Source organism: Pseudorhodoferax soli (assembly GCF_003337555.1).
Lineage (GTDB): Bacteria > Pseudomonadota > Gammaproteobacteria > Burkholderiales > Burkholderiaceae_C > Pseudorhodoferax > Pseudorhodoferax soli.
In genome coordinates this window covers 1-22,531 of record NZ_QPJK01000020.1, presented here as the reverse complement: position 1 = coordinate 22,531, position 22,531 = coordinate 1, and the positions used below count along the sequence as shown (strand labels likewise).

Annotated in this window: 21 protein-coding genes and 3 pseudogenes; 12 read left to right on the top strand and 12 right to left on the bottom strand. The window is 63.0% G+C overall.

The window, feature by feature from the left end:
- Nucleotides 1–141: 141 nt before the first annotated feature.
- On the bottom strand, nucleotides 142–945 hold the full coding sequence (locus DES41_RS37130) for an IclR family transcriptional regulator (RefSeq protein ID WP_114472715.1): 804 nt from the start codon (nucleotides 943–945) through the stop codon (nucleotides 142–144).
- 123 nt (nucleotides 946–1,068) lie between these two features.
- Between DES41_RS37130 and DES41_RS37125 the strand changes: the two genes are divergently transcribed.
- The 9 genes from DES41_RS37125 to DES41_RS37085 all read left to right on the top strand — a co-directional run bounded on the left by DES41_RS37125 (nucleotide 1,069) and on the right by DES41_RS37085 (nucleotide 10,943).
- Nucleotides 1,069–2,826 (top strand): GMC family oxidoreductase, encoded by a 1,758-nt coding sequence (locus DES41_RS37125; protein WP_114472714.1) that lies wholly within the window; start codon nucleotides 1,069–1,071, stop codon nucleotides 2,824–2,826.
- Nucleotides 2,827–2,869: 43 nt separating this feature from the next.
- A complete protein-coding gene (locus tag DES41_RS37120) occupies nucleotides 2,870–3,835 on the top strand; it encodes a tripartite tricarboxylate transporter substrate binding protein (protein WP_114472713.1) in 966 nt (321 codons plus the stop codon).
- 19 nt (nucleotides 3,836–3,854) lie between these two features.
- Nucleotides 3,855–5,441 carry a choline-sulfatase gene (gene betC / locus DES41_RS37115; RefSeq protein ID WP_114472712.1) on the top strand — a complete coding sequence of 529 codons (1,587 nt, stop codon included), beginning with the start codon at nucleotides 3,855–3,857 and terminating at the stop codon, nucleotides 5,439–5,441.
- Nucleotides 5,442–5,471: 30 nt separating this feature from the next.
- Nucleotides 5,472–6,761 (top strand): tetratricopeptide repeat protein, encoded by a 1,290-nt coding sequence (locus DES41_RS37110; RefSeq protein ID WP_147283067.1) that lies wholly within the window; start codon nucleotides 5,472–5,474, stop codon nucleotides 6,759–6,761.
- Between the two features lie 246 nt (nucleotides 6,762–7,007).
- Nucleotides 7,008–8,516 (top strand): CoA-acylating methylmalonate-semialdehyde dehydrogenase, encoded by a 1,509-nt coding sequence (locus tag DES41_RS37105; protein WP_114472710.1) that lies wholly within the window; start codon nucleotides 7,008–7,010, stop codon nucleotides 8,514–8,516.
- 57 nt (nucleotides 8,517–8,573) lie between these two features.
- The gene (locus DES41_RS37100) at nucleotides 8,574–9,554 is read left to right on the top strand and encodes a Bug family tripartite tricarboxylate transporter substrate binding protein (protein ID WP_170168414.1); all 981 of its coding nucleotides are present in this window, start codon (nucleotides 8,574–8,576) and stop codon (nucleotides 9,552–9,554) included.
- 24 nt (nucleotides 9,555–9,578) lie between these two features.
- Nucleotides 9,579–9,923 carry a carboxymuconolactone decarboxylase family protein gene (locus DES41_RS37095; protein WP_114472708.1) on the top strand — a complete coding sequence of 115 codons (345 nt, stop codon included), beginning with the start codon at nucleotides 9,579–9,581 and terminating at the stop codon, nucleotides 9,921–9,923.
- An 89-nt stretch (nucleotides 9,924–10,012) separates the two neighbouring features.
- Nucleotides 10,013–10,324: a helix-turn-helix domain-containing protein gene (locus DES41_RS37090; RefSeq protein WP_114472707.1), complete on the top strand. Its 312-nt coding sequence runs from the start codon at nucleotides 10,013–10,015 to the stop codon at nucleotides 10,322–10,324.
- Nucleotides 10,325–10,337: 13 nt separating this feature from the next.
- Nucleotides 10,338–10,943 carry a hypothetical protein gene (locus DES41_RS37085; RefSeq protein WP_147283066.1) on the top strand — a complete coding sequence of 202 codons (606 nt, stop codon included), beginning with the start codon at nucleotides 10,338–10,340 and terminating at the stop codon, nucleotides 10,941–10,943.
- A gap of 54 nt (nucleotides 10,944–10,997) precedes the next feature.
- On the opposite strand, the pseudogene DES41_RS37080 reads toward DES41_RS37085, so the two are convergent.
- A pseudogene (locus DES41_RS37080) lies at nucleotides 10,998–11,525 on the bottom strand (IS66 family transposase); the annotation flags it as partial.
- Between the two features lie 50 nt (nucleotides 11,526–11,575).
- Here DES41_RS37080 and DES41_RS37075 point away from each other — a divergent pair.
- Nucleotides 11,576–12,759, top strand: a protein-coding gene (locus tag DES41_RS37075) for an IS3 family transposase (protein ID WP_114472704.1) whose coding sequence is annotated in 2 segments (ribosomal slippage) — nucleotides 11,576–11,867 and nucleotides 11,867–12,759 — 1,185 coding nt in all. Because the reading frame shifts where the segments join, the coding sequence is not laid out codon by codon here.
- A 31-nt stretch (nucleotides 12,760–12,790) separates the two neighbouring features.
- Here DES41_RS37075 and tnpC read toward each other — a convergent pair.
- The 3 genes and pseudogenes from tnpC to tnpA all read right to left on the bottom strand — a co-directional run.
- Nucleotides 12,791–13,813: pseudogene (gene tnpC, locus DES41_RS37070) on the bottom strand (IS66 family transposase); the annotation flags it as partial.
- 58 nt (nucleotides 13,814–13,871) lie between these two features.
- Nucleotides 13,872–14,258 (bottom strand): IS66 family insertion sequence element accessory protein TnpB, encoded by a 387-nt coding sequence (gene tnpB / locus DES41_RS37065; RefSeq protein WP_147283065.1) that lies wholly within the window; start codon nucleotides 14,256–14,258, stop codon nucleotides 13,872–13,874.
- Nucleotides 14,201–14,563, bottom strand: a complete 363-nt coding sequence (gene tnpA / locus DES41_RS37060; RefSeq protein ID WP_114472703.1) for an IS66-like element accessory protein TnpA — start codon at nucleotides 14,561–14,563, stop codon at nucleotides 14,201–14,203. The genes tnpB and tnpA overlap by 58 nt, the downstream gene beginning before the upstream one ends.
- 107 nt (nucleotides 14,564–14,670) lie before the next feature.
- Between tnpA and DES41_RS37055 the strand changes: the two genes are divergently transcribed.
- Nucleotides 14,671–15,375: a LysR substrate-binding domain-containing protein gene (locus DES41_RS37055; protein ID WP_245966061.1), complete on the top strand. Its 705-nt coding sequence runs from the start codon at nucleotides 14,671–14,673 to the stop codon at nucleotides 15,373–15,375.
- A 64-nt stretch (nucleotides 15,376–15,439) separates the two neighbouring features.
- On the opposite strand, the gene DES41_RS39980 is transcribed toward DES41_RS37055, so the two are convergent.
- Genes DES41_RS39980 through DES41_RS37040 form a run of 3 tightly spaced genes read right to left on the bottom strand, consistent with a single transcriptional unit; the run spans nucleotide 15,440 to nucleotide 18,897 of the window.
- Nucleotides 15,440–16,465, bottom strand: coding sequence for a TniQ family protein (locus DES41_RS39980; RefSeq protein ID WP_114472701.1), 1,026 nt, complete (start codon nucleotides 16,463–16,465; stop codon nucleotides 15,440–15,442).
- Nucleotides 16,462–17,337 carry a TniB family NTP-binding protein gene (locus DES41_RS37045; protein ID WP_114472700.1) on the bottom strand — a complete coding sequence of 292 codons (876 nt, stop codon included), beginning with the start codon at nucleotides 17,335–17,337 and terminating at the stop codon, nucleotides 16,462–16,464. Before DES41_RS37045 ends, DES41_RS39980 begins: the two co-directional genes overlap by 4 nt.
- Nucleotides 17,338–17,358: 21 nt before the next feature.
- Nucleotides 17,359–18,897 (bottom strand): Mu transposase C-terminal domain-containing protein, encoded by a 1,539-nt coding sequence (locus DES41_RS37040; protein WP_170168412.1) that lies wholly within the window; start codon nucleotides 18,895–18,897, stop codon nucleotides 17,359–17,361.
- Nucleotides 18,898–18,955: 58 nt separating this feature from the next.
- Here DES41_RS37040 and DES41_RS38185 point away from each other — a divergent pair, with 58 nt between their 5' ends.
- Nucleotides 18,956–19,429, top strand: coding sequence for a hypothetical protein (locus tag DES41_RS38185; RefSeq protein WP_211333170.1), 474 nt, complete (start codon nucleotides 18,956–18,958; stop codon nucleotides 19,427–19,429).
- Between the two features lie 466 nt (nucleotides 19,430–19,895).
- Here DES41_RS38185 and chrA read toward each other — a convergent pair whose 3' ends face one another.
- The 4 genes and pseudogenes from chrA to DES41_RS37020 form a co-directional block, all read right to left on the bottom strand.
- Nucleotides 19,896–21,116, bottom strand: a complete 1,221-nt coding sequence (chrA, locus tag DES41_RS37035; RefSeq protein ID WP_114472698.1) for a chromate efflux transporter — start codon at nucleotides 21,114–21,116, stop codon at nucleotides 19,896–19,898.
- Nucleotides 21,073–21,342 (bottom strand): PadR family transcriptional regulator, encoded by a 270-nt coding sequence (locus DES41_RS37030; RefSeq protein WP_245966066.1) that lies wholly within the window; start codon nucleotides 21,340–21,342, stop codon nucleotides 21,073–21,075. The genes chrA and DES41_RS37030 overlap by 44 nt, the downstream gene beginning before the upstream one ends.
- A 276-nt stretch (nucleotides 21,343–21,618) precedes the next feature.
- On the bottom strand, nucleotides 21,619–22,122 hold the full coding sequence (locus DES41_RS37025) for a class I SAM-dependent methyltransferase (protein ID WP_114472696.1): 504 nt from the start codon (nucleotides 22,120–22,122) through the stop codon (nucleotides 21,619–21,621).
- 26 nt (nucleotides 22,123–22,148) lie between these two features.
- Nucleotides 22,149–22,475: pseudogene (locus DES41_RS37020) on the bottom strand (IS3 family transposase); the annotation flags it as partial.
- Between the last annotated feature and the right edge of the window lie 56 nt (nucleotides 22,476–22,531).

The following is a 22,531-nucleotide window of genomic DNA, read 5'->3' as shown; positions in this document are numbered from 1 at the left end:
AGAAGACATTTGATTTTGGAACCGTTGGTTCCAAAATTGGTGTTTACGCGAATGAGGCCTGGGGGCGGTCCAGACCGGGCACTCAAACCATTGGGTGAAGCATGTGAGTCAGTCCGGGCAGGGGCGTCTTGCCCGCCAAGACTAGATGAGCCCGACCATGGCCGAGGCCGCCGCGCGCAGCATTGGCAATCGAGCAATGGCCTGGTCCATTGCCAGTCGCTCCACGGGCGCATGCACGGAGACCGTGGCGCGCACCTGCTGTCGCGCGTCGTGCACGGGTACGGCAATCGAGATCAGGCCAGCGACGAACTCCTGGTTGTCGCAGGCATACCCCTGTTCACGGATGCGCTGGCATTGCGCGATCAGCGTGTCGCGCTCCACGATGGTGTTGAGCGTCATCGGTGCGAGGTGCATCTGCGCAATAAGGGCTTCCCGGTCCGGCTCGGGCATGTGCGCCAGAAGCAGCTTGCCGCTCGATGTGCAGTGCAGCGGCACGTGCGAGCCGATGTCGATGGTCAACCGCAGCGGCCGCTTGAACTCGACACGGTCCAGGTAGATGACCTCGGCACCATCAAGGGTCGTGAAGTTGCAGGTCTCGCCCAACTGCTCCGACAAATCCTTGAGCACCTTGTGGCGCTGGCTTCTGAGCGGACCGAAGCGCAGGGTGGATTCCGCAAGGTCGCGGAAAGCCGGCCCTACGACATACGCCTGCGGCTCGATGTCACGCATCGCAAATCCCGAGGCAGCCAGGTTGGAGCACAGACGTTGCGTGGTGGATTTCGGAAGGCGCAGTTGCTGTGCCAAGTCGTCCACAAGCATGGGCTTGCCGGCCGCTGCCAGCACATCGAGCAAGCGCAGGCTGCGCTCCGCGGCGCCTGCCGATTCCGGTGTCGTTTCTTCGTATGCGGCGTCCGCCGCCGAAGTGGTGGTGGATTCGTCCTTCATGGAGGGCGTCGTTGGGAACAGGCCCCCACTGTATCAACCTGCTTGCAAAAACTTTTGTAGACCGCGTACAAACCCTTATAACGGAACATTGAGTTCCGAAATCTTTGAATCTATGATCGATGCATGGACCACCACACCTCCCTCTCCAACGGCGATGCCGAGCAGTACGACTTCATCGTCGTAGGGGCCGGCACCTGCGGGGCGACCTTGGCCGGGCGCCTCTCGGAAGATCCAAAGACGACGGTCTTGCTGCTTGAGGCAGGGCCGCCGGACACCTCCTTCTGGATCCATCTGCCGATTGGCTACGGAAAAACGATGTGGAGTCCGAAGTACAACTGGCGCTTTGAGACCGAGCCCGATCCGGGCATGAACGGACGCAAGATGTACTGGCCGCGTGGCAAGACACTGGGCGGTTCGAGCTCGATCAATGGGCTGATCTACATCCGGGGCCAGCGCGAGGACTACGATGAATGGGCCTCGTTCGGAAACAAGGGTTGGGGCTACGACGATGTGCTGCCGTATTTCAAGCGGTCCGAAGCCAACCAGCGTGGCGACAGCCCTTACCACGGTGGCAAGGGGCCAGTGCGGGTCTCCGATGTCGGTGCAAAGCATGAGCTGATCGAAGGGTTCATCGCAGGGGCCAAGGACTGCGGAATCCCGCGCAACGACGACTTCAACGGCGAGAGCCAGGAGGGCGCAGGCTATTACCAGTTGACGACCCATCAGGGTCGCCGCTGCAGTTCCGCGCAGGCGTTCCTGAAGCCTGCACGCAATCGCCCGAACCTGGACGTCAAGACCAATGCGCAGGCAACCCGCATCCTGTTCGAGGGCAAGCGCGCAGTCGGCCTGGTCTACGTCCAGGACGGTGTGGAGAAGACCGTGCGGTGCCGCGCGGAAGTGCTGCTGGCCGCCGGGGCCATTCAGTCGCCGCAGCTGCTGGAACTCTCTGGCATCGGCCGGGCCGAGGTTCTCCAGCGCTTCAACATTCCCGTCCTGCACGAATTGCCGGGCGTGGGCGAGAACATGCAGGACCACCTGCAGGTCCGCCTGTACTACGAGTGCACCAAACCCATCACGACGAATGACGACCTGCGGACCTGGTTCGGCCAGGCGCGCATCGGCTTGCAGTGGTTGTTGTACCGTGCCGGGCCACTGGCGATCGGCATCAACCAGGGCGGTTGCTTCATGCGTGCCCTGAAGGATGAACAGGGGCGGCCGCTTGCAGACCGTCCGGACATCCAGTTTCACGTCTCGACGCTGTCCGCCGACGCGGCCGGGGCGAAAGTGCATCCGTTCTCCGGATTTACGCTATCGATCTGCCAGCTGCGACCGGAGTCACGCGGCCACACGCACATCCAGTCGCGGCACCCCTTGCAGGCGCCTGCGATGGTCCCCAACTACCTGTCGACCGAGCTGGATCGGCAAACTACCGTGGCAGGCGTGCAGGCAGCACGCGAGATCGCGAGATCGCCTTCGATGCGCCCTTACGTCAAGCGTGAGCACAAACCGGGCGCCGGCACGGAGAGCTACGACGCTCTGCTCGACTATTGCCGAAACAACGGGCAGACCATCTTCCACCCGAGCGGCACGGCCAAGATGGGCAACGACCCCATGTCAGTGGTCGATGACCGGCTGAGGGTACACGGCATTCAGGGTCTGCGCGTGGTGGACTGCTCGATCATGCCGACCCTTGTTTCCGGCAACACCAATGCTCCGGCTTTCATGATCGCTGAGAAAGCCGTGGACATGATCCGCGAGGACCACTCGCCAGCTCGCCGCGTGATTGCGAAAGCGACGGCCGAGGCGAAGTTGAAGGCTCTGACGGCGAAGCCTGAAGAAGAGCTTTTCATGCGGGTCGGTAACTCTCGACCGGCGGCCTGAAAAATCCATCCACCGCCTGCCTATTACAACGAAGGAGACAAGCATGAACAGAAGAGAATTGACTCTGGCTGCTGCCGCGCTGTCGCTGGGGGCGCCCTGGGTACTTGCAGAGTCACGTTGGCCTTCCAAACCGATTAAGCTCGTAAATCCATATCCGCCAGGTGCTGTTTCGGACTCATTGGCGCGCTTGGTCAGCAGGTCGCTGGAAAAGCACCTTGGCCAAGCCGTCATTGTGGAAAACAAGGCCGGTGCGGGGTCGAACATTGGATCAGAGTCGGTCGCAAGAGCGCCTGCGGACGGCTACACGCTTTTGAATGGCAGCAGCGCCAACACCGCCAACATGTCGCTGTACGCCAAGATGCCCTACGACACGATGCGCGACTTCGTCCCCGTGTCGCTGATTGCTGAAGTGCCGATCGTGCTTGCCGTGAACGCCTCGCTGGCAGCGAAGACGGTCCAGGAGCTGATTGCGCTCGCCAAGAGGAGGCCAGGCGAACTGTCCTACGCTTCCGCTGGAGCCGGAAGTCCTGCACATCTCGGTGGGGCACTGTTCACGAAGTTGGCAGGCGTGAGCGTCCGGCACGTTCCCTACAAGGGTGCGGCTCCGGCATTCTCCGACGTGATGGCAGGCCATGTGCCGCTCATGTTCACGAACTACGCCGCCGTCATTCCCGGTGTCGAGTCCGGGAAGGTGCGGATTCTTGCTATTGGAACGACCAAGCGTTGGGAAGTCCTGCCAGATCTTCCGACCATGGCCGAAGCCGGGGTGCCGGGATATGAAGCCGGCGCTTGGTACGGCCTCCTTGCTCCGACCGGCACTCCAGCCGAAGTGCTGGCCCGGTTGGAGAAGGCCCTTGCTGCCTTCGATACGCCAGAGACACGCGAGGCTGTGCGCAAACTCGGCGCAGAACCTGTCATCTCGGGGCCGCAGGTTCTGCGCGCCCGTATGGAAGGCGAAATCGTCAGCTTCGCCAAGCTGATCAAAGAATCCGGTATCACCGTCGATTGAAAGAGGAAGAGAGAGTCTTATGCGTCGCCCCAACATAATCCTGTTCATGGCAGACCAGATGTCTGCCCTCGCGCTGCAGCAGTACGGAAACAACACCGTGATTGCGCCCAACATCGCCGCCTTGTCGGAACGCGGCGTGACGTTTAAGAACGCTTATACGAACTATCCGATCTGCGCGCCATCGCGCTACACGATGCTGACCGGCCGCCTGCCGCACGCGATCGACGCGTTCGACAACGCGGCGGAGCTGCCTGCGGCGGTGCCCACGCTGATGCACTACCTGCGAACGATGAACTACCGAACGATCATCAGCGGCAAGATGCATTTTGTGGGGCCGGACCAGCACCATGGCTACCACGAGCGACTCACCACCGATATCTATCCCGCCGACTTTGCCTGGGTGCCGGACTGGAAGAAGGGCCCTCGCAACGCACCGACGGGGATCAACATGCGTGCCGTGGTTGAAGCCGGCTGGTGCGTCCGAAGCATGCAGCTGGACTACGACGAGGAAGTGGCATTCTTCGGAAATCAGAAGCTCTACGACCTCGCTCGACGGACCGGCGACGATCCGTTCTTCCTCACGATCTCGTTGACGCATCCCCATACGCCGTTCACGGCGTCCAGGGAGCACTGGGACCGCTACGACCACGCTGCGATCGACATGCCGAAGGTGCCGCCGATCCCGTTGGACCAACTCGACACCCATAGCAAGTGGCTGTACTACTCGCACGGTCGTGACCGTCTCACGATCACCGACGAGCACACCCGCAACGCGCGCCATGCCTACTATGCGATGTGCAGCTACATCGACGACAAGCTCGGCGAGATGATGAAGGTGCTCGAAGCAACAAACATGCTGGAAGACACCATCATCGTCTTCACCGCCGATCACGGCGACATGCAAGGCGAGCGCGGCATGTGGTTCAAGCAAACCTTCTTCGAGAACTCCACTCGCATTCCGCTGATGGTCAGCGGTCCCGGACTGCCAAAGGGCAAGACCGTGAGCCAGAATGTGTCGCTGGTGGACTTGCTTCCGACATTGCTGGCGCAAGCGAACGACGGCCAGGTCAACGCGGTCACTGCGCTGGAGGGCGTTGACATGACCGGGTTGATGACCGGGTCGACGAAAGGGTGGAGTGACCAGGTCAGCTGCGAGTACTACGACATGGGTGTGTGCGCGCCTTGTCGCATGGTGCGAGAGGGCAACTACAAGTACGTCTACACGCATGGCCATCCTTCGATGCTGTTCGATCTGGAAGCGGACCCGACGGAGACCAAGAACCTGGCCGGAATGCCTGCGGTAGCGACGATCGAGCAGCGGCTACACGCGCTGACGATGGACAAGTGGGATCCCGATGCCATGACTCACCGGATCCTGGAGAGCCAGGCGAGCCGCGCCTTGATCTGGAATGTCTCCAAGGCCGACTCGATCCGCGACAACTGGTCTGCAGAAGTGCGCAAGGGAGACAAGCAACGATGGGTGCGGGGTGGCGGCGATCAGGAAGGTACGAATGCCGTGAAGGGCAAGATGCGCTTGCCTCTCGTGCCTGCGGTGCAGCAGTCGGAACCGCAGCCCATCCCAGACGTTCCTGGACTGAAGGTCTAGTCGGACGCAGGATTCAATATGGCGCACACCATGAACGACAAGCAAGGCCTGCTGTTGACGACGTCGAGCGAGGGCGCGGCTCGCTCGTACAACGATGCGGTGACGCAGTTACTCGACTACCGGGTGACAGCGATGCCTTCGGTCAAACAAGCTCTCGTGGACGACGAGAACTTCTGCATGGGCCATTGCCTGCGCGGCTACATGCTCATGATGTACAGCACGGTTCGCTTCCACGGCGCCGCGCAGAATGCTTTGGCGGCCGCGCGTGGGGAGGCGAACCGCTCGTCTCCGCGGGAACAAGCGCATGTCGAAGCGTTGGCATCATGGGTCTGTGGTGACCTGCACATGGCGTGCGCCAGGTGGGAGTGCATTCTTGTCGACCACCCATTGGACATCCTTGCCCTGCGCCTGCACCATTTCGTGAGCTTCTGGATGGGGCGGTCGCAGGCCTTGGTCAAGGCGCCCGCTGCAGTCCTTGCGGCTTGGACCAAGGGGATGCCCAACCGGGGAAACGTACTGGGAATGCTGGCCTTTGGTTTGGAGGAGGCGGGGCAGACCAAGCTTGCCGAGCGCTACGGGCGAGAGGCTGTCGATTTGAACCCGAACGACCTCTGGGCCGTCCATTCGGTGGCTCACGTGTTGGAGACCGAGCACCGGTTCGAGGACGGGCTGCGCTGGACCGACTTTCCGCGTGACCATTGGGAGGACCGAAATCCGTTTCGGGGCCACCTGTGGTGGCACCGTGGTTTGTTCCTGCTCGAGGCCGGCCGCTTTGACGAGGCCATGGCGTTGTATGACGGCGCGATCTACGACACCAAGTCTGATTTCTACCTCGACATCCAGAATGCGGCGGCGTTCCTGGCCCGTGTGGAATTCCGAGGCAGGGGTGTGGGGGAGCGCTGGGAAGTCCTTGCGCAGCACGCACAGGCGAACCTCCACGACCATGTCTTGCCGTTCACGGACTTGCATTGCGTGATGGCACTGGCGCACACGGGCCGTCATGGCGAGGCGCGCGCGTATATCGAGTCGATGCGGACGGAGTCGGTGCGCAATGAGTTTCATGTGGCGCAAGTCCTGCGTCGCGTTGCCATTCCGATCTCGGAGGCGATCCTGTCCCTTGAGAAGGGACACAGCGACCAAGCGCTGTTCTCTCTGATCGCCGCCAAGCCGATGCTTGCGGAGGTCGGCGCAAGCAACGCGCAACGGGACCTCATGACGCTTTACACGATCGAGGCGGCCAAACGGACCGGGAGCCGGCAAGCGCTCGAGCACCAGCTGAGGGAGCACGACTTTGTGACCCGGTTGGGCTGGACGAGCTGAACGGCAAGGCTAGGTCCCCATCTCTTCAAGGAATCCACGACCAATCCGCCGCCCTCGGGCCGCGGCCGGGAGTCCCTCGGCCGCAGTATTTCGACGCGAAGGTCTTGCGCGCGTTTCGGCAGCGCGACTGGAGTGCCGGAGTACGCATGAAGCAGTTCATCTCCAGAGTTTGCGCCAAGATCGACTCGTAGGTAGCAGGCCCACTTGAACAACGAGTCACCACTTTTCACCAACTGAGGAAGCCATATGAAGCTCATTGAACATCTCGTCGCTGGCAAGGCCTGGCGCGGCAAGTCCGAACGCACTGCGGACATCATCAATCCGGCGCTCGGCAAGAGCATCGGCAAGGTTCGCCTGGCCACGAAGGAGGACGTCGACGCCGTTCTCGAGGTCGCTCGCAAGGCCCAGCCCAAGTGGGCTGCGACGCCGCCCGCCAAACGCGCTGCGGTCATGTTCGCGTTCCGCGATCTGCTGAACAAGCACATGGACGAGCTGGCGCAGACGCTGTCCGAGGAACATGGCAAGACCATTCCCGATGCCAAGGGCGAGATTGCCCGCGGCATCGAGGTCATCGAGTTCGCATGCGGCATTCCCCACCTGCTCAAGGGCGAGTTCAGCGAACAGGTTGCGTCGCAGATCGACAGCTTCTCTATCCGCCAGCCGGTGGGTGTGGTTGCAGGCATCACGCCGTTCAACTTCCCAGCCATGGTGCCGCTGTGGATGTACCCGATCGCGCTGGCCTGCGGCAACGCCTTCGTCCTGAAGCCGTCCGAGCGCGATCCTTCCGTGCCGGTGCGCGTCGGCCAGTTGCTGCAGGAAGCCGGTCTGCCCGAAGGCGTGTTCAGCGTCGTCAACGGTGACAAGGAAGCTGTTGATGCGCTGCTGGACAGTCCGCACGTGGACGCCGTCAGCTTCGTCGGCTCGACTGCGATCGGCCACTACATCTATTCGCGCGGCACCGCCGCCGGCAAGCGCGTGCAGGCTCTGTGCGGTGCAAAGAACCACCTGATCGTGCTGCCGGACGCCGACATGGACAAGGCAGTCGATGCACTGATTGGCTCGGCCTTCGGCTCCGCCGGCGAGCGCTGCATGGCTATCTCCGTGGCCGTCCCGGTTGGTGAAGACACGGCCGATCGCCTGGTGGCGGCGCTCAAGCCACGCATCGAAGCGCTGAAGGTCGCCGCCTGCTCGGATCCGAACTCCGACATGGGCCCGGTGATTTCGCGCCAGAGCCTGGACCGCATCCTGAGCTACATCGATCAGGGCCTCGAAAAGGGCGCAAAGCTCATCGTGGACGGCCGCAGCGTGAAGGTGAGCGGCCACGAAGATGGTTACTTCATCGGCGGCTGCTTGTTCGACCGTGTCACGACCGACATGTCGATCTACAAGGAAGAAATCTTCGGCCCCGTGCTGGCGGTGGTGCGTGCGAAGGACTATGAAGAGGCCCTGCAGATGGTCAACGACCACGAGTACGGCAACGGCACGGCCATCTTCACGCGTGACGGCGACGCTGCCCGCGACTTCACCATGCGCGTCAAGATCGGCATGGTCGGCGTTAACGTACCGATCCCGGTACCGGTGGCCTACTTCTCGTTCGGTGGCTGGAAGCGCTCCCTGTTCGGCGACCACTCCATCCACGGCATGGAGGGCGTGCGCTTCAACACCCGATTGAAGACCATCACCACGCGCTGGCCGAGCGGCATCAAGGAAGGGGCTGTCTTCAACTTCCACTCCGGCCACGACACGAAGGCCTGACCGCAGGCGTCGAGCGCAGTCTCGGCGTCCTTCTTCGGTATGTACAAGGAGGAGACAATGCAAAACACGCGGATCAATGCCGGCCGTCGGCAGCTGATCGCTGCAGCCGCAGCAGCGCCATTCGTCGGCGCGCATGCGGCCAGCGAATGGCCACAAAAGACCATTCGGATCGTTGTCCCGTTTCCGCCCGGGGGTCTTGCTGACTTCCTCGGCAGGCACGTCGGCAACTTCATCAGCAAAGACCTTGGAACGCCTGTTATCGTCGAGAACAGGCCCGGTGGTGGCAGCAACATCGGCTCCAACAACGTTGCCAAGGCTGCCGGCGACGGCTACACGCTGCTGTTGGCGACAAGTGCCAACGCAGCGAATGTCACGCTGTTTCGACAGCTGTCGTATGACCCCTTGCGTGATTTCGAGCCGCTCACCATCCTGGCGGAAGCGAACACATCGGTGGTTGCACACCCTTCGGCGCCGTTCAGCACCATCAAGGAGCTGATCGAGTACGCGAAGAGCAAGCCGGACGAGGTGGCCTATGGCTCGCCTGGCATAGGGACGCCGGGCCATCTGGCCGCCGAGCTCCTAAAGCAGAAGGCCGGCATCCGCATGCGGCATGTGCCCTACCAGGGGGCGCCGCAGGCTGCGCAAGACGTGATGGGCAATGTGACCCCCGTCGCGTTCGTCAATGTGAACGTCTCCCAGACGTTCATTGCCGCGAAACGCCTGAAGGGGCTTGCGGTGACGGGCCCCACCCGCTGGGTGCAACTGCCCGACGTGCCGACGATCGCGGAATCTGGGGTGGAGGGCTATGCATGGACCTCGTGGATGGGGCTTGTTGCGCCAACTGGAACGCCTCAGCCGGTGCTGGACCGTCTTCAGAAAGCCATATCAACTGCAAGAACAGACGCGTCCTTTCAAGCCATTCGCATGCAGGGCTCCGAGCCGGTGTTCACGAGTAGTGCCGACATGCGGGCGCGCTTGCGGTCCGATGTTGCGGCATACGCCAGCGTGATCAAGTTGGCAGGCATTTCAGTCGACTAGTTTTTTTACAAAGAAGGAGTTCCTATGTTGATGGATTGGATCGAAACGCTGAGGAAGAACCGCGCCGCTGGTGGGTTGCTGATGAAGGCAAACCCCAAAATGATGACCGCGTACCAGGGGTTCAACGCCAATCAGAATGGCAATGGCGCTCTAGACGCCAAGACGAAGGAACTGATCGCGTTGGCTGTGGCAGTGACTACGCGCTGCGACGGATGCATCGCAGCGCATGCCAAAGCCGCAAAGGAGGTGGGTGTCACGGAGGCTGAGCTGTCCGATGCACTTGGCACTGCCATGGCGCTGAACACGGGCGCGGCCTTCGTCTACTCCAACCGCGTAATGGATGCGTTCCAGCAATTCTCGGCACAGTGATCAACTCGTGACCGTGGACGGCCTACAGAGGGTGTGTCCTTCCGTGGGCCGTTGCGAGTAGTTGAGTTCCGTAGAGCACTCGAGCGCCTATGCCTATTCGCTTCTCACTGCGCGAACTTGAGGTGTTTTGCGCGATCGCATGCCACGGCAATGTCTCTCGCGCTGCAGATGAGCTCGCGATGACGCAGTCAGCGGCCAGCCAGGCTCTCGCCAAACTGGAGCATGCGCTGTCGAACCAACTCTTCGATCGCCACGGTCGTCGGCTGGTTCTCACGAGAACGGGCGCCTACTTCGTATGCGTCCGGCAAAGTCACCTTGACGCCGGGAATGCTGGCCAAGCCCAGTTCCGTCTACATTTCGGCTACTGGTCCAGCGTGCAGTGCGCCAAGCGGATTGGATGAAAAGAGGTAGATGGTGGAAAACTTGGACATCGATGTTCTGAAGCAGTTGGCACTGCTGAAGGTTGGCGAGATGCAGAAGGCCCTCGAGGGCATCGACCCTATGGTGCGGCTGATGGACGTACCTGCCGTGGTGCAACTTTTGAACGCGGATAAGCTGCAACGGCAGGCACGCAATCGTGAGATCAGTGCGCAGGTCGGCAAGATGTCAACGTTGGTTCGCGCAATCGGCCGGACGTTTTCACAGGACCTGTCTCGACGTGATCTTGAGCTTGCAGCCATCTTGTCGGCTGAAGCCGGCGAACTCGGTAAGGCGGCGAGCCTCATCTACGAAGATCGAGACTCCGAGAACGAGGTGCCAACTGGCACCTTTGAAGAGCTGCTCGACAAAGCGATTTCCCACGCAGGCCTCTGCGAGTTTTTCAGCCTGGCAACCGATCTGCAAAGCCTTGGCGAAGCCGTAGTGGGTGGCGCAGAAGACCTTGCAGAATGGAAGGCGCATTTCGCAGGTAAGAAGGCCCGTACGGGGGAGACTCCCGCCGACTTCGCTCAGCCTGGCCGCCGCCGGCCCGGACGCCCCCCTCGTCTTGCAACGGACACCGGCACGCCCCTTCCGCATTAAGCCACGACCGCGCCTTAGAGGACTTGGGCCGTTCGACCTGGCTCGACAAGTACCTCAGGCCTTCCAACGATGCGGCAGCAGGTGATCAATCATGTTGGCGCGCTGTGTGGGCAGGCGCTCCAGAACGTCTCGCAGGTAGGCGTAGGGGTCATGGCCGTTGAGCCTCGCTGAGTGCACCAGGCTCATCACGGCAGCGGCACGCTTGCCCGCGCGCAAGCTGCCGGCGAACAGCCAGTTGGCCCTTCCAAGGGCAACTGGACGGATTTGGTTCTCGACCCAGTTGTTGTCCGGCGGCAGACGCCCATCGGCCAGATAGCGCGTCAGCGCATCCCACCGTCCAAGGCTGTACTGGATGGCTCGGGCAGTGGCCGAGCCACTTGGCACCAGGGCGCGCTGTTGCAGCAACCACGCCTGCAGCAGGTCGGCCACTGGCTTGGCTTCACTCCTGCGCCGTTGGAGTCGCTCCTCGACGCCCAGCTCCTGCAGCTGCCGCTCGATGTCGTACAGGCGCGTGAAGAACCGCAGGGCGTGCTCGGCGACCGTGCTCTGGTGGTTGACCGACAGCTCGTTGACCCTGCCTCGATTTCACGTACAGCAAGAAGTTGATAACTTCAGAGGTACGGAGAATCGAAATGAGAGAAGGCAAGCTGCCCAAGAGGCAGTACACACAGGAGTTCAAGGCTGAGGCCGTCAGGCTCGCGGCGTCGGTCGGCGGTCACGAGGCCGCACGTCGCCTCGGCGTGCCGGTGGCGACGCTGGGCAACTGGTCCCGGCGTGGCATTGCATCGGCCGGCGCCAGCGGCGCGGTGGCCCCGGCCAGTGAGCCCCCCACGCGGCGCCCGGTGAGCGAGTTGGAGGCGGAGAACAGCCGCCTGCGCAGAGAGCTGGCCGACGCGAAGCTGGACGTGGAAGTCCTTCGAAAAGCGACGGCGTACTTCGCCAGGGGGTCGCGATGAAGTACGCCTGGATCGACGAGCATCGCGACCAGTACACCGTCAGCCGGCTGTGCCGCGTGCTGCAGGTGTCCCGCAGCGGCTACTGCCAATGGCGCGTGCGCCCGCCCAGCCCCGGCACACTGGCCAACCAGGCTCTGGATGCCAAGGTGGCGGCCATCCACGATGCCAGCCGCCGAAGCTATGGTCGCCCTCGGATCGTTCACAAGCTGCGCCAGCAGGGCGACGTCGTCAGCGCCGAGCGAGTGAGAAAGAGCCTGCGTCGCCAGGGCCTGCGCCCGGTGTACAGAAGGCCATTCGTGGTGACCACCGATTCGGCGCACCGCCTGCCGGTAGCACCGAATCTGCTGGATCGACGCTTTGATGGTTGGCAGCGTGACCAGGCCTGGGTGGCAGACATCACGTACGTGCCCACCGGCGAGGGCTGGCTGTACCTGGCGGCCGTGATGGACCTGGCGGGTCGGCGCATCGTGGGCTGGTCGATGTCCGAGAACATTGACGCCACGCTGGTGTGCACCGCCTTGAAGTCGGCATGGTGGCTGCGCAAGCCTGCCAAGGGGCTGCTGGTCCACACCGACCGCGGGTCGCAGTACGCAGGCGGGCGCTACCGGGCGCTGGCCGCCGAGCTGGGCATCACGATGTCCATGAGCAGGAGGGCCAACGCCTGGGACAACGCGCCGATGGAGAGCTTCTTCAAAACGCTGAAGGTCGAGCGCATCCATCAGGTACGCTACGACACGCGGGCGCAGGCTAGGCTGGACATCGTCAATTGGATCGAAGGCTGGTACAACCGCCAGCGCTTGCACTCGGCCAACGGCTTCGTGCCTCCAGTGATCTGGGAGAGCACCCGTTTGGCTGCATGACTTGCTGTACGTGGAAACGAGGCAGGGTCACGTAGAACTTGCGCCTCGCATGGGCCAGGCAACCTGCTTCGACGACGCCCATAGTGAAGAGCTGCTTGTACCCACTGAAGTCGTCGCAAACAAGCGTGCCGCGCCAGCCTGTGGTCGGCGTGACGCCAAGGAAGTCGCGCGCATGCTGGCCAGCGCGGCTCTCGGCGAAGTCGAAGACCACGGCGTGCATGCCGGCGAAGCGGGTGCTGCAGTAGCTCCACAGGTAGGCGCGATGTGTCTTGCCATTGCCGGGCTTGAGCATGGCCACGGGCGTCTCGTCAGCGTGCAGCACAGGGTGCTGCAGCAACTCCCGCTTCAGGGCATCCACGAGCGGCTGCAGCTGCACGCCACAGGCTCCGACCCATTGGGCCAAGGTGGAGCGTGACAGAGCCATGCCTGCGCGCGCAAAGATGCTCTCCTGCCGGTACAGCGGGAGGTGGTCGGCGTACTTGGCCACCAGGACCTGGGCCAGCAGCCCAGCGGTGGGGATGCCTTTGTCGATGATGTGCGGCGCCACCGGAGCTTGCACCAAGGTCTCGCAATGCGAGCACACCCACTTTCCGCGTACGTGGCGCTCCACGGTGAAGACACCCGGCTGATAGTTCAGCTTCTCGGCGATGTCCTCGCCAATGCGTTTGAGCGCGCAGCCGCAGTGGCAGATGGTGCTGTGCGGCTCGTGGTGCACTTCGCGCCGCGGCAGGTGGGCTGGCAGCGGTTGGCGTCGCGCGGTCTGTCGGTCGGTCGCTGGCTGCTTGCCGGCAGCAAGGCCGTCCAGTTCGCAAGCCAGTGCCTCGAGGTCGGCCTCCACAGCCTCTTCAAGAAGGCTCGCCTGGTCGGGGCTGTAGCGCTCGGCCTTGGCGCCGAACTTCATGCGCTTGAGCACGGCCATCTCGTGCGTGATTTTGTCGATGACGGCCTGCTTGAACGTGAGCGCGCTCTCCGTCGCCTGAACCTTCGCCTGTAGCGACTGCACCATCTCACGCAGCTGGTGCGCGTCCAGGTGGTGCAGCTCGGTGGCGTTCATCACCCCGGTAGCTTGCCGTCTGCGCCGCGCGGGCGCATCGGCACATCCGGCAATTGCGTCAGAGCAAGCGGATGACCCCGGCTTCGCCCATGAGCTGCCAGGGCAGACCCAGCACCAGCGCGTCGAGCTGCTGGTGTGTCAGTTGCAGCGTGCCGGTGACGTCGCATGGCCAGGCGAAGCGGCCCTTGTTGAGCCGCCTGGCAGCGAGCCACACACCCACGCCGTCGTGGACCAGCACCTTCATGCGGTTGGCCCTGCGGTTCGCGAAGAGGTACGCGGTATGCGGATGGGCGCCGCCGAACACGCGCACGACGCGGGCCAGCGCGGACTCGGTGCCCGAACGCATGTCCAGCGGCTCGACCGCCAGCCACACGGCATCGACCCGAATCAACGCAGAATCTCGCGCAGCCAGGCCGCGCACTGCGGCATTGCCGACACCGGCCATGTACAGCTGACGGTCAGCGCGCCTCGGCGCAGTTCCAGTTGAACCGCCTCGGCGACGGTGGGCTGCACCGGTGGCGGCAAGCTGACCGCAATGAACCTTGGTTCAGGCCCGACCTCATCGAGCTGGTCGCGACCGGCCGATGCAGGGCGCGCTTCGCGACGCCATTTATGGACGAGGTTGGCATTCAGACCGTGCGCCAGCGCGACGCTGGCCACCGACGCACCAGGAGCGGCGCACTCGTCGAGAACGGATTGCTTCAGGCCTGCGTCATGCCGGCGGCGCTTTGCCGCTTGGGGAGCTTCCATGGTGTGCACTTAACTTTAGGTGGACACCATCCTCGGCGCCCGGCCCGACGACCTCAAGATGAGTTTGCCGGACGCCTACCCTACTTCTACCGAAGGCGCGGGCTTTGGTGGATCGCGCCGAAGACCTACAAGGGCTTCTAGCGGGTGACGCAATCTCACTGCGTCTTGGGGCCAGCACAACCATCGCGAACTACCGCGTCCCAGGCTATCTCGCTGCACTTCGACGCCAGCATCCGGATGCGCGGATCAATCTGACCGTAGGCAACACGAGCGCTGTGATCGCAGATGTCGCTTCCATGCGGGTTGACATTGGTTTGATCGAGGGAGGGTGCCATCATCCAGATCTGACCGTTGTCCCATGGACAGTCGATGAACTCGTTGTATTCGTGACCCGTGGCCATGCGCTTGCGCAGTTGAGCTGTGCGGTAATGTTGGCCGACGCTGCATGGCTCTTGCGCGAGCAAGGCAGTGGCACCCGTGAAGAGTTCGAGCGCAAGCTTCTTCCCCACCTAGGACGTTTAAGGGTCGACATGGAGTTGGGCGACTCCGAGTCGATCAAGCGGGCCGTTGCAGCTGGCTTGGGGATCAGTTGCCTCTCGCGCAGCGTCGTCGTCGATCTTCTCGCAAGTGGCGACGTCGTGGAGATCTCTGGCCTTCCAGTGCTAGCTCGAACGTTGTACCGCATCCAACACCGGGCTCGCTCGCTAACGCGGGGCGTGACCGCGCTCCTGAAAATTTTGACATTGGAAACGATGGAGGATGGAGCTGTCGAAGTACGAAATAACTGCAAATTTGAACGAATAAACGGATAGCCTGAACGAATAATTTGCAAACGCTTGTTGCCAGCGGTAGTGAAGCCCGCGCCGGCTGACCGATTCACTGGATCGAAGCAAGCAGGGCCGAGCGTGCTTTGAAGTAGCTGGGCGAGGTGCCGTACTCCCTCCGCAAGCTGTCTTGTCGCAGAGCCAAGTCGGCTGCGTTGGGGCACACCCAGGCGAGTGCCCCGTCGGGCCATCCGACCGTCGACGCCAAGCGCGAGACTGAAGCCGATGACCAGGAGACTTGAAACGTTCGCGCCCCAGGTGCCCAACGCAAGACGTGCGCGACTCTGGCCAAGAGCCATTGGCGTTGACGTAGGCGGGTTGGCAGCCACGTCACCGCCCGTTGACCAGCCGCGGACTTGAACGCGAAGCTCCTGACTGCCGGTGCTCTGCAATTTGCCGAGGGACAGTGTGCGCTCAGGGCGGAGGTTGGCACGGTGATCAACTCATGAGCCACAGCGTTCACGATCCGAATCAGATCGCTCGGCCGGGTCCTCCCCCAGGGCAGCCGTACGGCTGTCCTCGCCAGGAGTAGAGCCTGCAACCACAAGGCGTCGCCCACACGAGCGGGCTCTTCATCCAGAAGTGTGGGCGCCGCGGCTACAGGCTGAACTGCATCGCCGAACGCCCCCGCATGTCGCACGCTCGTCAGCCTGCGCGTCGCCACCGGCGTCAGCCATGTGCCGTGGATTTTGCACACGGTGGCCAAGGGGCCCATCCAATTCCTGTTCCACATGAGCGGTTCGCCGGCGTCTGTCTTGTCCATCAGGCATTGCTCGCACGCCCCGAGTTCTTCTGGCCAGTGGGGCCTGCAACCTGACGAAGCCATTTTTGCGAGATAGGATCGTGGCAAGTGCGTCGCCGCGGACAGGGCATCCATGCGAACGGTGCTAACGTCGATGGAGAACCAATGAGGAAGGTGAGTAACGTCGCTCTGCAGGGCACCCAGCCGGCTCAGCAACGTCGGCAGGCCCAGGCCGTAGAGCTGCGCGACGCGCAGAAGCCAGGAGCCGAGAAGCTCATCCGGTCCCGGCTGAGGGACGAAGGGCAGGCCGGTATGCCGCGCGACAGCGATGCTCATGCGAACGAGCGTGCGCCGATCACAGACTGCAGCAGCTCGGGCGTGATGCACTCCTTCTTCGAGCGTATCGCCGCCTCCGCCGCGCGAGACAACAACTCGCTGATGTGCCCCGTGATGCCGCTGGTAGCGCTCATGATCGCGCTGACCATGGCGCGGCTCCCTGAGATCCGAGATGCCTGCCGCAGCGGCAGCTGCCGCTCAAATCCGGCCAGGAAACCACGGAAATCTTCGTTCTCCTGCCACCGCGGAAGTTCAAAGCCTGGGAAACGACTGGCGATCTGGGCGTCGGTCTGTATCGCAGCGAGCGCGTCACGTGTGCCGAGGACGACGATCGCGCACTTGAGCTGGTTGGACAGGAACTTCAGCAGGTTGAGCGACGCACGCTGCTCGTGCGCGGTGCCGGCCAGCAGGTTGTGCACCTCGTCGACGACGATCATGCGCGGCGCCACCTTGCGCAGCAGCGTCAACGCGGTGTACTCCACGGCGGCCAGACGGTCTCCTGGACGGTAGGGCGCATTCAATGCCATAAGAAGCTGCCCATACAGGCGTCGCTCCTGAGGTGCTGAAGGCATCTCTACGGCCAGGACATCGACCTGCAGAAGACCAGTGGCAGTGTTGAACTCACGCGCCGGATGGGCTCGCAAGAACTTCTGGATGACCACGGACTTGCCGATGTTGGACTCGCCATGCAAGAGGAGCCCTGGCATGCGCGTCCGTTCAGGGCAGCCCAGTAAGCGTTCCAACTCCTGCAGGGCCTGTCGAGCTCGCGGGTAGTCGATCCAGCGATCCTCGGCCAGGTGGGCGATCCGCCTCGCGTCGTCGAGGTCAGCGATGACACGTGCCTCGGCAGTGAGGTGTGTATGAACGAGCATGGCAGTCCTCCAGGTCTTCGGTCAGCGACGGCGGCTGGGCCAAACTTCTCCCTCAAAGGGCACGGCCGGCTTGCTCCAGTCGATGTCGGACGGCGGCTCCGCCGCAGCGGCATCATTCAGCGGATCGATACCTACTGTGGCCGGACGGTAGGCGACCTGTTGCTTGCGGCGCATCTTGCGGGTCTTGGCCTGCGCGGCCCGCACGATCGCACGCTGCTTGTCGATGGCTTCGACCAGCAGCGCGGGGTTGATGGACTTCTGACCGGCCAGGCGCAAATGGCGCGTGGCCGCCTGGACCTCCCACAGGCTCACCGCGGGCATGCGAAGGTCCGCGAACGAGACCTCCAGGTAGTCATCTCCATGGGGCACGTACAGCTTGGATAGATTGCGCGGGTCAAAGTGCAGGGTCACCCGCTCGCGGTGCACCAGCCACTGCGAGAAGATCGGGTGCCAGTAGCGCAGATGCTCGAACACGATGCCGTCGCGGCGCAACGTGCGGCTGATGGCCGGCAGGAAGGCGATGCGAAAGCGCTTCAGCGGCCCGGGTGGTAGGCCCGGCGCCGGATGCAGCGCCCACGCGCCAGCGGGCGTGCCACCCTTGAGGCCTCGGTGTGGGTCTTGGTGGTAGCGGCCTACGATCTGCTGTGCAAACCAGGCCTCCAGCTCGCCCAGTGTCAATGCGGCGTGCTTATCGGGGTCGTAGGAGCGGCGAGCCTTGGGCGATCCGCCGGTGGCGCCCGGCAGGCTCTTGAGCTTGCTCATCTTCGTGCCGATCAGCCGCTCGATGTGACCACCATGGTGGGGGCGCTCGCGATAGACAAGCTCAATGCCGTACTGGCCGCACCCGCGCCGCAGGGCCTTGCTCCTGAACTCGGCCGCCCCGTCCAGATGCAGCGTCTTGGGCAGTCCCGCCATCGGCCAATCGCCGACGACGCCAAGCTGCTGGAGCCAAACTGCCTTGGGTGACACGATGAGCGTCATGCAAAGCGACACCGTGCCGGCGCCGGGCGGCACGAAGGAGATCACGAAGCCGAGGACGCAGCGCGTGGCGACATCGGTGGCCAAAGTCAGGTAGGGTTTGCCCAGGGGCTGGCGATACAGGTCGTCGACCACGACGATGTCCATCGGCGTGTGGTCGATCTGCACGACGTCCAGCGGCCGCTGAACGATGAACGAGCCCGGAGAGATCTTGGGATCTGCGTTGCCCGGCGTTGCCACGCCACGTCGATGAACCGTCAGTGCGCTGGAGCGCTTCAGGCGCCGGTCGATGGCCGGGCGAGAAGGGCAGGGCACACCCAGCAGCCGGCACCGCGCGGCGACTTCCTCGACCAGGTCGACGACGCGTGTCGGACCGGCCTTCTTGCGCAGAACGTTGATGGCCTCCTCGATGCTTTGTTCCTGCTTGACCGAAAGGCGCGACGCCAGCGGCTTCCATCCTCGCGTGCGACCCGCGATGGCAGTGGCTTCGTCCACCTGACCGAGTCGCGCACGGTAGCGATAGATGGTGACCCAGTGAACGCCGAAGCGTGCGGCCAAGCGTTCGGCCCTGGCTTGGGTCATTGGGGTGTCGCCCAGGGAACGCAAAGCCTGCGCAACCCGCTCAAGCCGCGTCCAGCGCTTGTTCGCGACGCCCTCAAGGGCACCGGGCGAGCGGCCGCGGACTGAAGGCGACTTCGGGGGCGACTTGGAGGCCATTGCAACCGATCACAAGGAGTGCAACAGGCTTGCAGCTTATGCGTTCAAAGTGCAACGCACTGGCAGATTATTCGTGCAGAGTCTCGCGATCGTTGCCCAAGCGCAACCGGTGGGCGGAGCACCGACCTGGCAGGAAAGCCGCGTAGCGCTTGGGTTCGCGCCGCAGAAGCGACTAGTCGCTCATTCGTTCAAGTTTGCAGATTATTCGTTCTTCGACAGTTCCGTCACCCGCGCCGAGGTGCTGCGCGACTTGGCCGCCAGCGGCCCACAGATCATGGGCGAAGGCTCGGACGTGGGCAACAGCCGAGCTGCTTTGAGCGTGCGCAGTCGCGCCGAGGTGCGCGCCGAAGCAACTCAGGCAGTGCGCGAAGGAACGATGGGCGGCGGCAAGCTCTGACGTACAGTGCGCGGCGCGGCGCGTTGCGGCCGTCGGCATTGCCGGATCGCGACCGCGTCGAAGCTGCGCCTCTCTTCTCTCGACGACGAGCACTTCGCGCTGACCCAGGGCATACCGTAAGATCAGAGATCCGAGAAGCGACGGGCCAGCAAAAGCAAGCTGTTGAAAGCAAGCTGAGCAACTCGGGCGATCGCACAGCGTGAACATTCACGTTACCCCGACCAACTTAAGGATTTCACGTCCAGGGAAACATTGGTTGGATATCCTTTGGTTCGCCGGGCGAGAGCCCCCTGTCCACTAGGTAGTGTGGGCTGTAGGAGATCAGGCAACTCCCGCTTGCCCGGAGCGAAACCCGGGCGCCAATTCCTTCGGCGACGCAAAGCGGTCCATTGCGATCGTGATCTGCTTGCGTTGCCTCTACCGGGACCTGCACGCCGGCACCCAAGTCCGAGACAACCAGCCGGGGCTACAGTTGCAGCGCTCCTGCAACCACCGCGGCCGCTGCAACGACCACCACCGGTGACACTCGGCCAAACACCAGCAGGCCGAAAGCCGCGAGCGAAAGCCCGAAGTCAGCCTTGGTATGAATTGCGCTAGTCCAAACGGGGTCGTACAGCGCTGCAACCAGCACGCCAACCACGGCCGCGTTCACTCCCCCCATGGCTTGTTGCACCCCGCCGCGCTGACGGATCGTTTCCCAAAAGGGCAACGCGCCGGCAACCAGCAGGAAGGCGGGCAAGAACATCGCCAGAAGAAGCGTGAATCCGCCAACCCATCCACCCAGCGGCGCGTGCATTGCGGCACCCAGATATGCCGCGAATGTGAACAAAGGCCCAGGAACTGCCTGTGCCGCACCGTAGCCGGCGAGGAATGTGTCATTGCTGACCCAGCCAGTCGGAACCACACCGGACTGGATCAGGGGCAGTACGACGTGGCCGCCGCCGAACACCAGTGCGCCGGCCTTGTAGAACACGGCAATCGCCGACGCGACCATGGAGCCGGTGGCCGCTGCAAATGCTGGAAGCCCGATCAACAGCACGCCGAACAGGACCAGCAGGGTGGCGCCGACCGTCTTTGACACCCCGTAGTCGCGGTGGGTTGCGGGTTGAAGCTGGTCGACGCGCACCGCGAAGCGCCCTACGAGGCCGCCCAACGCGATGACAGCGACTTGTCCTAGTGCTGTCGGCACGGCGAGCACCGCGAGTGCTGCCGAGACTGCCAGGCCGGCCCGCAATCGATCTGGGCACAGTGACTTCGCCATGCCCATGACTGCCTGAGCCACCACGGCGACCGCCACGACCTTCAGGCCATGTACCACACTGGAAGAGGCCAGTCCTGACCACTCGGCCACGCCGAAGGCGAAAAGGATCAACGCCACTGCGGACGGCAGGGTGAAGCCGGCCCACGCAGCCAAGGCACCCAGCCAACCAGCACGCCCGAGTCCCAGCGCCATGCCGACCTGGCTGCTTGCGGGGCCGGGCAAGAATTGGCACAGCGCGACCAGATCGGAGTAGCTGCGGTCATCCAACCATCGGCGCCGCTCGACAAACTCGGTGCGGAAGTACCCCAGGTGGGCCACAGGCCCGCCGAAGGATGTCAGGCCGAGTTTGAAGAAGGCTGCAAGCACCTCAAGGGCTGATCCTTTATGGCTGTCGCGTCCGTCGTGGGCGAGAGGGTCGGATATCATCGTGGAGGGTCTTTGCAATTGTTTCGCCCGATAGCTCTGCAAGCTTTGGCCGCAGGGTCTCAAGAGCCTCGTGTCCCTTAGCCGTCGCTACGTAGTACTTTCGCGTTTTGCCGCCGACGACCTCTGCGGAGCATTTCAACAACCCATCGGCCTCAAGTCGATGCAGCAGCGGGTACAGCGTTCCGGGACTGAGGCGATAGCCGTGGCGAGCCAGCTCCTGCGCCATGCCAGCACCGAAGATTCGCTCGGCAACGGCATGGTGGAGGACATGGACCCGCACGAACGCCAGCAGGATGTCACGGACGGTATCGGTCATCGTTATCGGTGTTCGACTGCATGTTAACCAACGACGTGCGTTGATATGTGACAGTTGGAGCGGGACTTCGCGCACGCGAATGACGATGCTGAACAACTCGCCGAGGCGAGGAGTTTTCGCATGCAAAGATGTTCGTTGTCACGGACGGCTGTGATGACGCGATTGAACCGCCCCGGAGCAGTGTGTCTACGAAGCTCTGCGGCGGAATACAGCGTAGAAGAACTCTTGATTCGTCCCGAAGGGCGTTTGATGGGACTCGCGCTCATGCTCCACCAAGTCGAATTGATCGCCCAGCTCCCGCTGCAAGGACACTTCGCCGTAGCGAACCACCGGCAGCCCGCTGCACTGTGTCGGGCCGTCCTCGGCGAAGGTCGCCATGATTATGAAACCGCCTGGCTTGATCGCCCGCTGCGCGGCACGCACGTATGCATTGCGCTCGGTTTGGCCCGTGAAGAAGTGAAAGACAGCCCGGTCGTGCCACACCTCGAATCCACATTCGGGCAATTCGGCCACCGTCACATCGTCGACCTTCCACGCCACGCGGTGCGCTCGCTCGCCTAGCCGGCTTTGCGCCGCCTTGACCGCAGCGGAAGAAAGCTCAAGCACTGTCAGGGAAGAGTACCCAGCGGCAAGCAAGTCATCCACCAAGGTTGAGGCCCCGCCGCCTACGTCGATGATGGGGGCGTCCAAGGCGACGCTGAATCGCCCCGGATTTCCTAGACACCTGTGAGCCGTTGGGAATGGCGTCGTTCGAACTCGACCGGCGAAGTGTCGCCTGCCGTGCCGTGGCGCCGCTTGGGGTTATAGAACATCTCGATGTAGTTGAAGATGTCGGCGCGTGCGTCGCTGCGCGTGGCGTAGATCTGCCGGCGCACCCGCTCGCGCTTGAGCAGTTGAAAGAAGCTCTCTGCCACGGCGTTGTCGTGGCAGTTGCCCCGCCGGCTCATGCTGCTGACCAAGTTGTGCTCGCGCAAGAACGTCTGCCACTCATGGCCAGTGAACTGGGTGGATTCAACCGGTCGACGCAACACCGGGTTACGCGGCGGATTTTAGGTAGTCGTTCAGCGCCTCCGTGGGAGTCCTCCAGTCCAACGTTTTG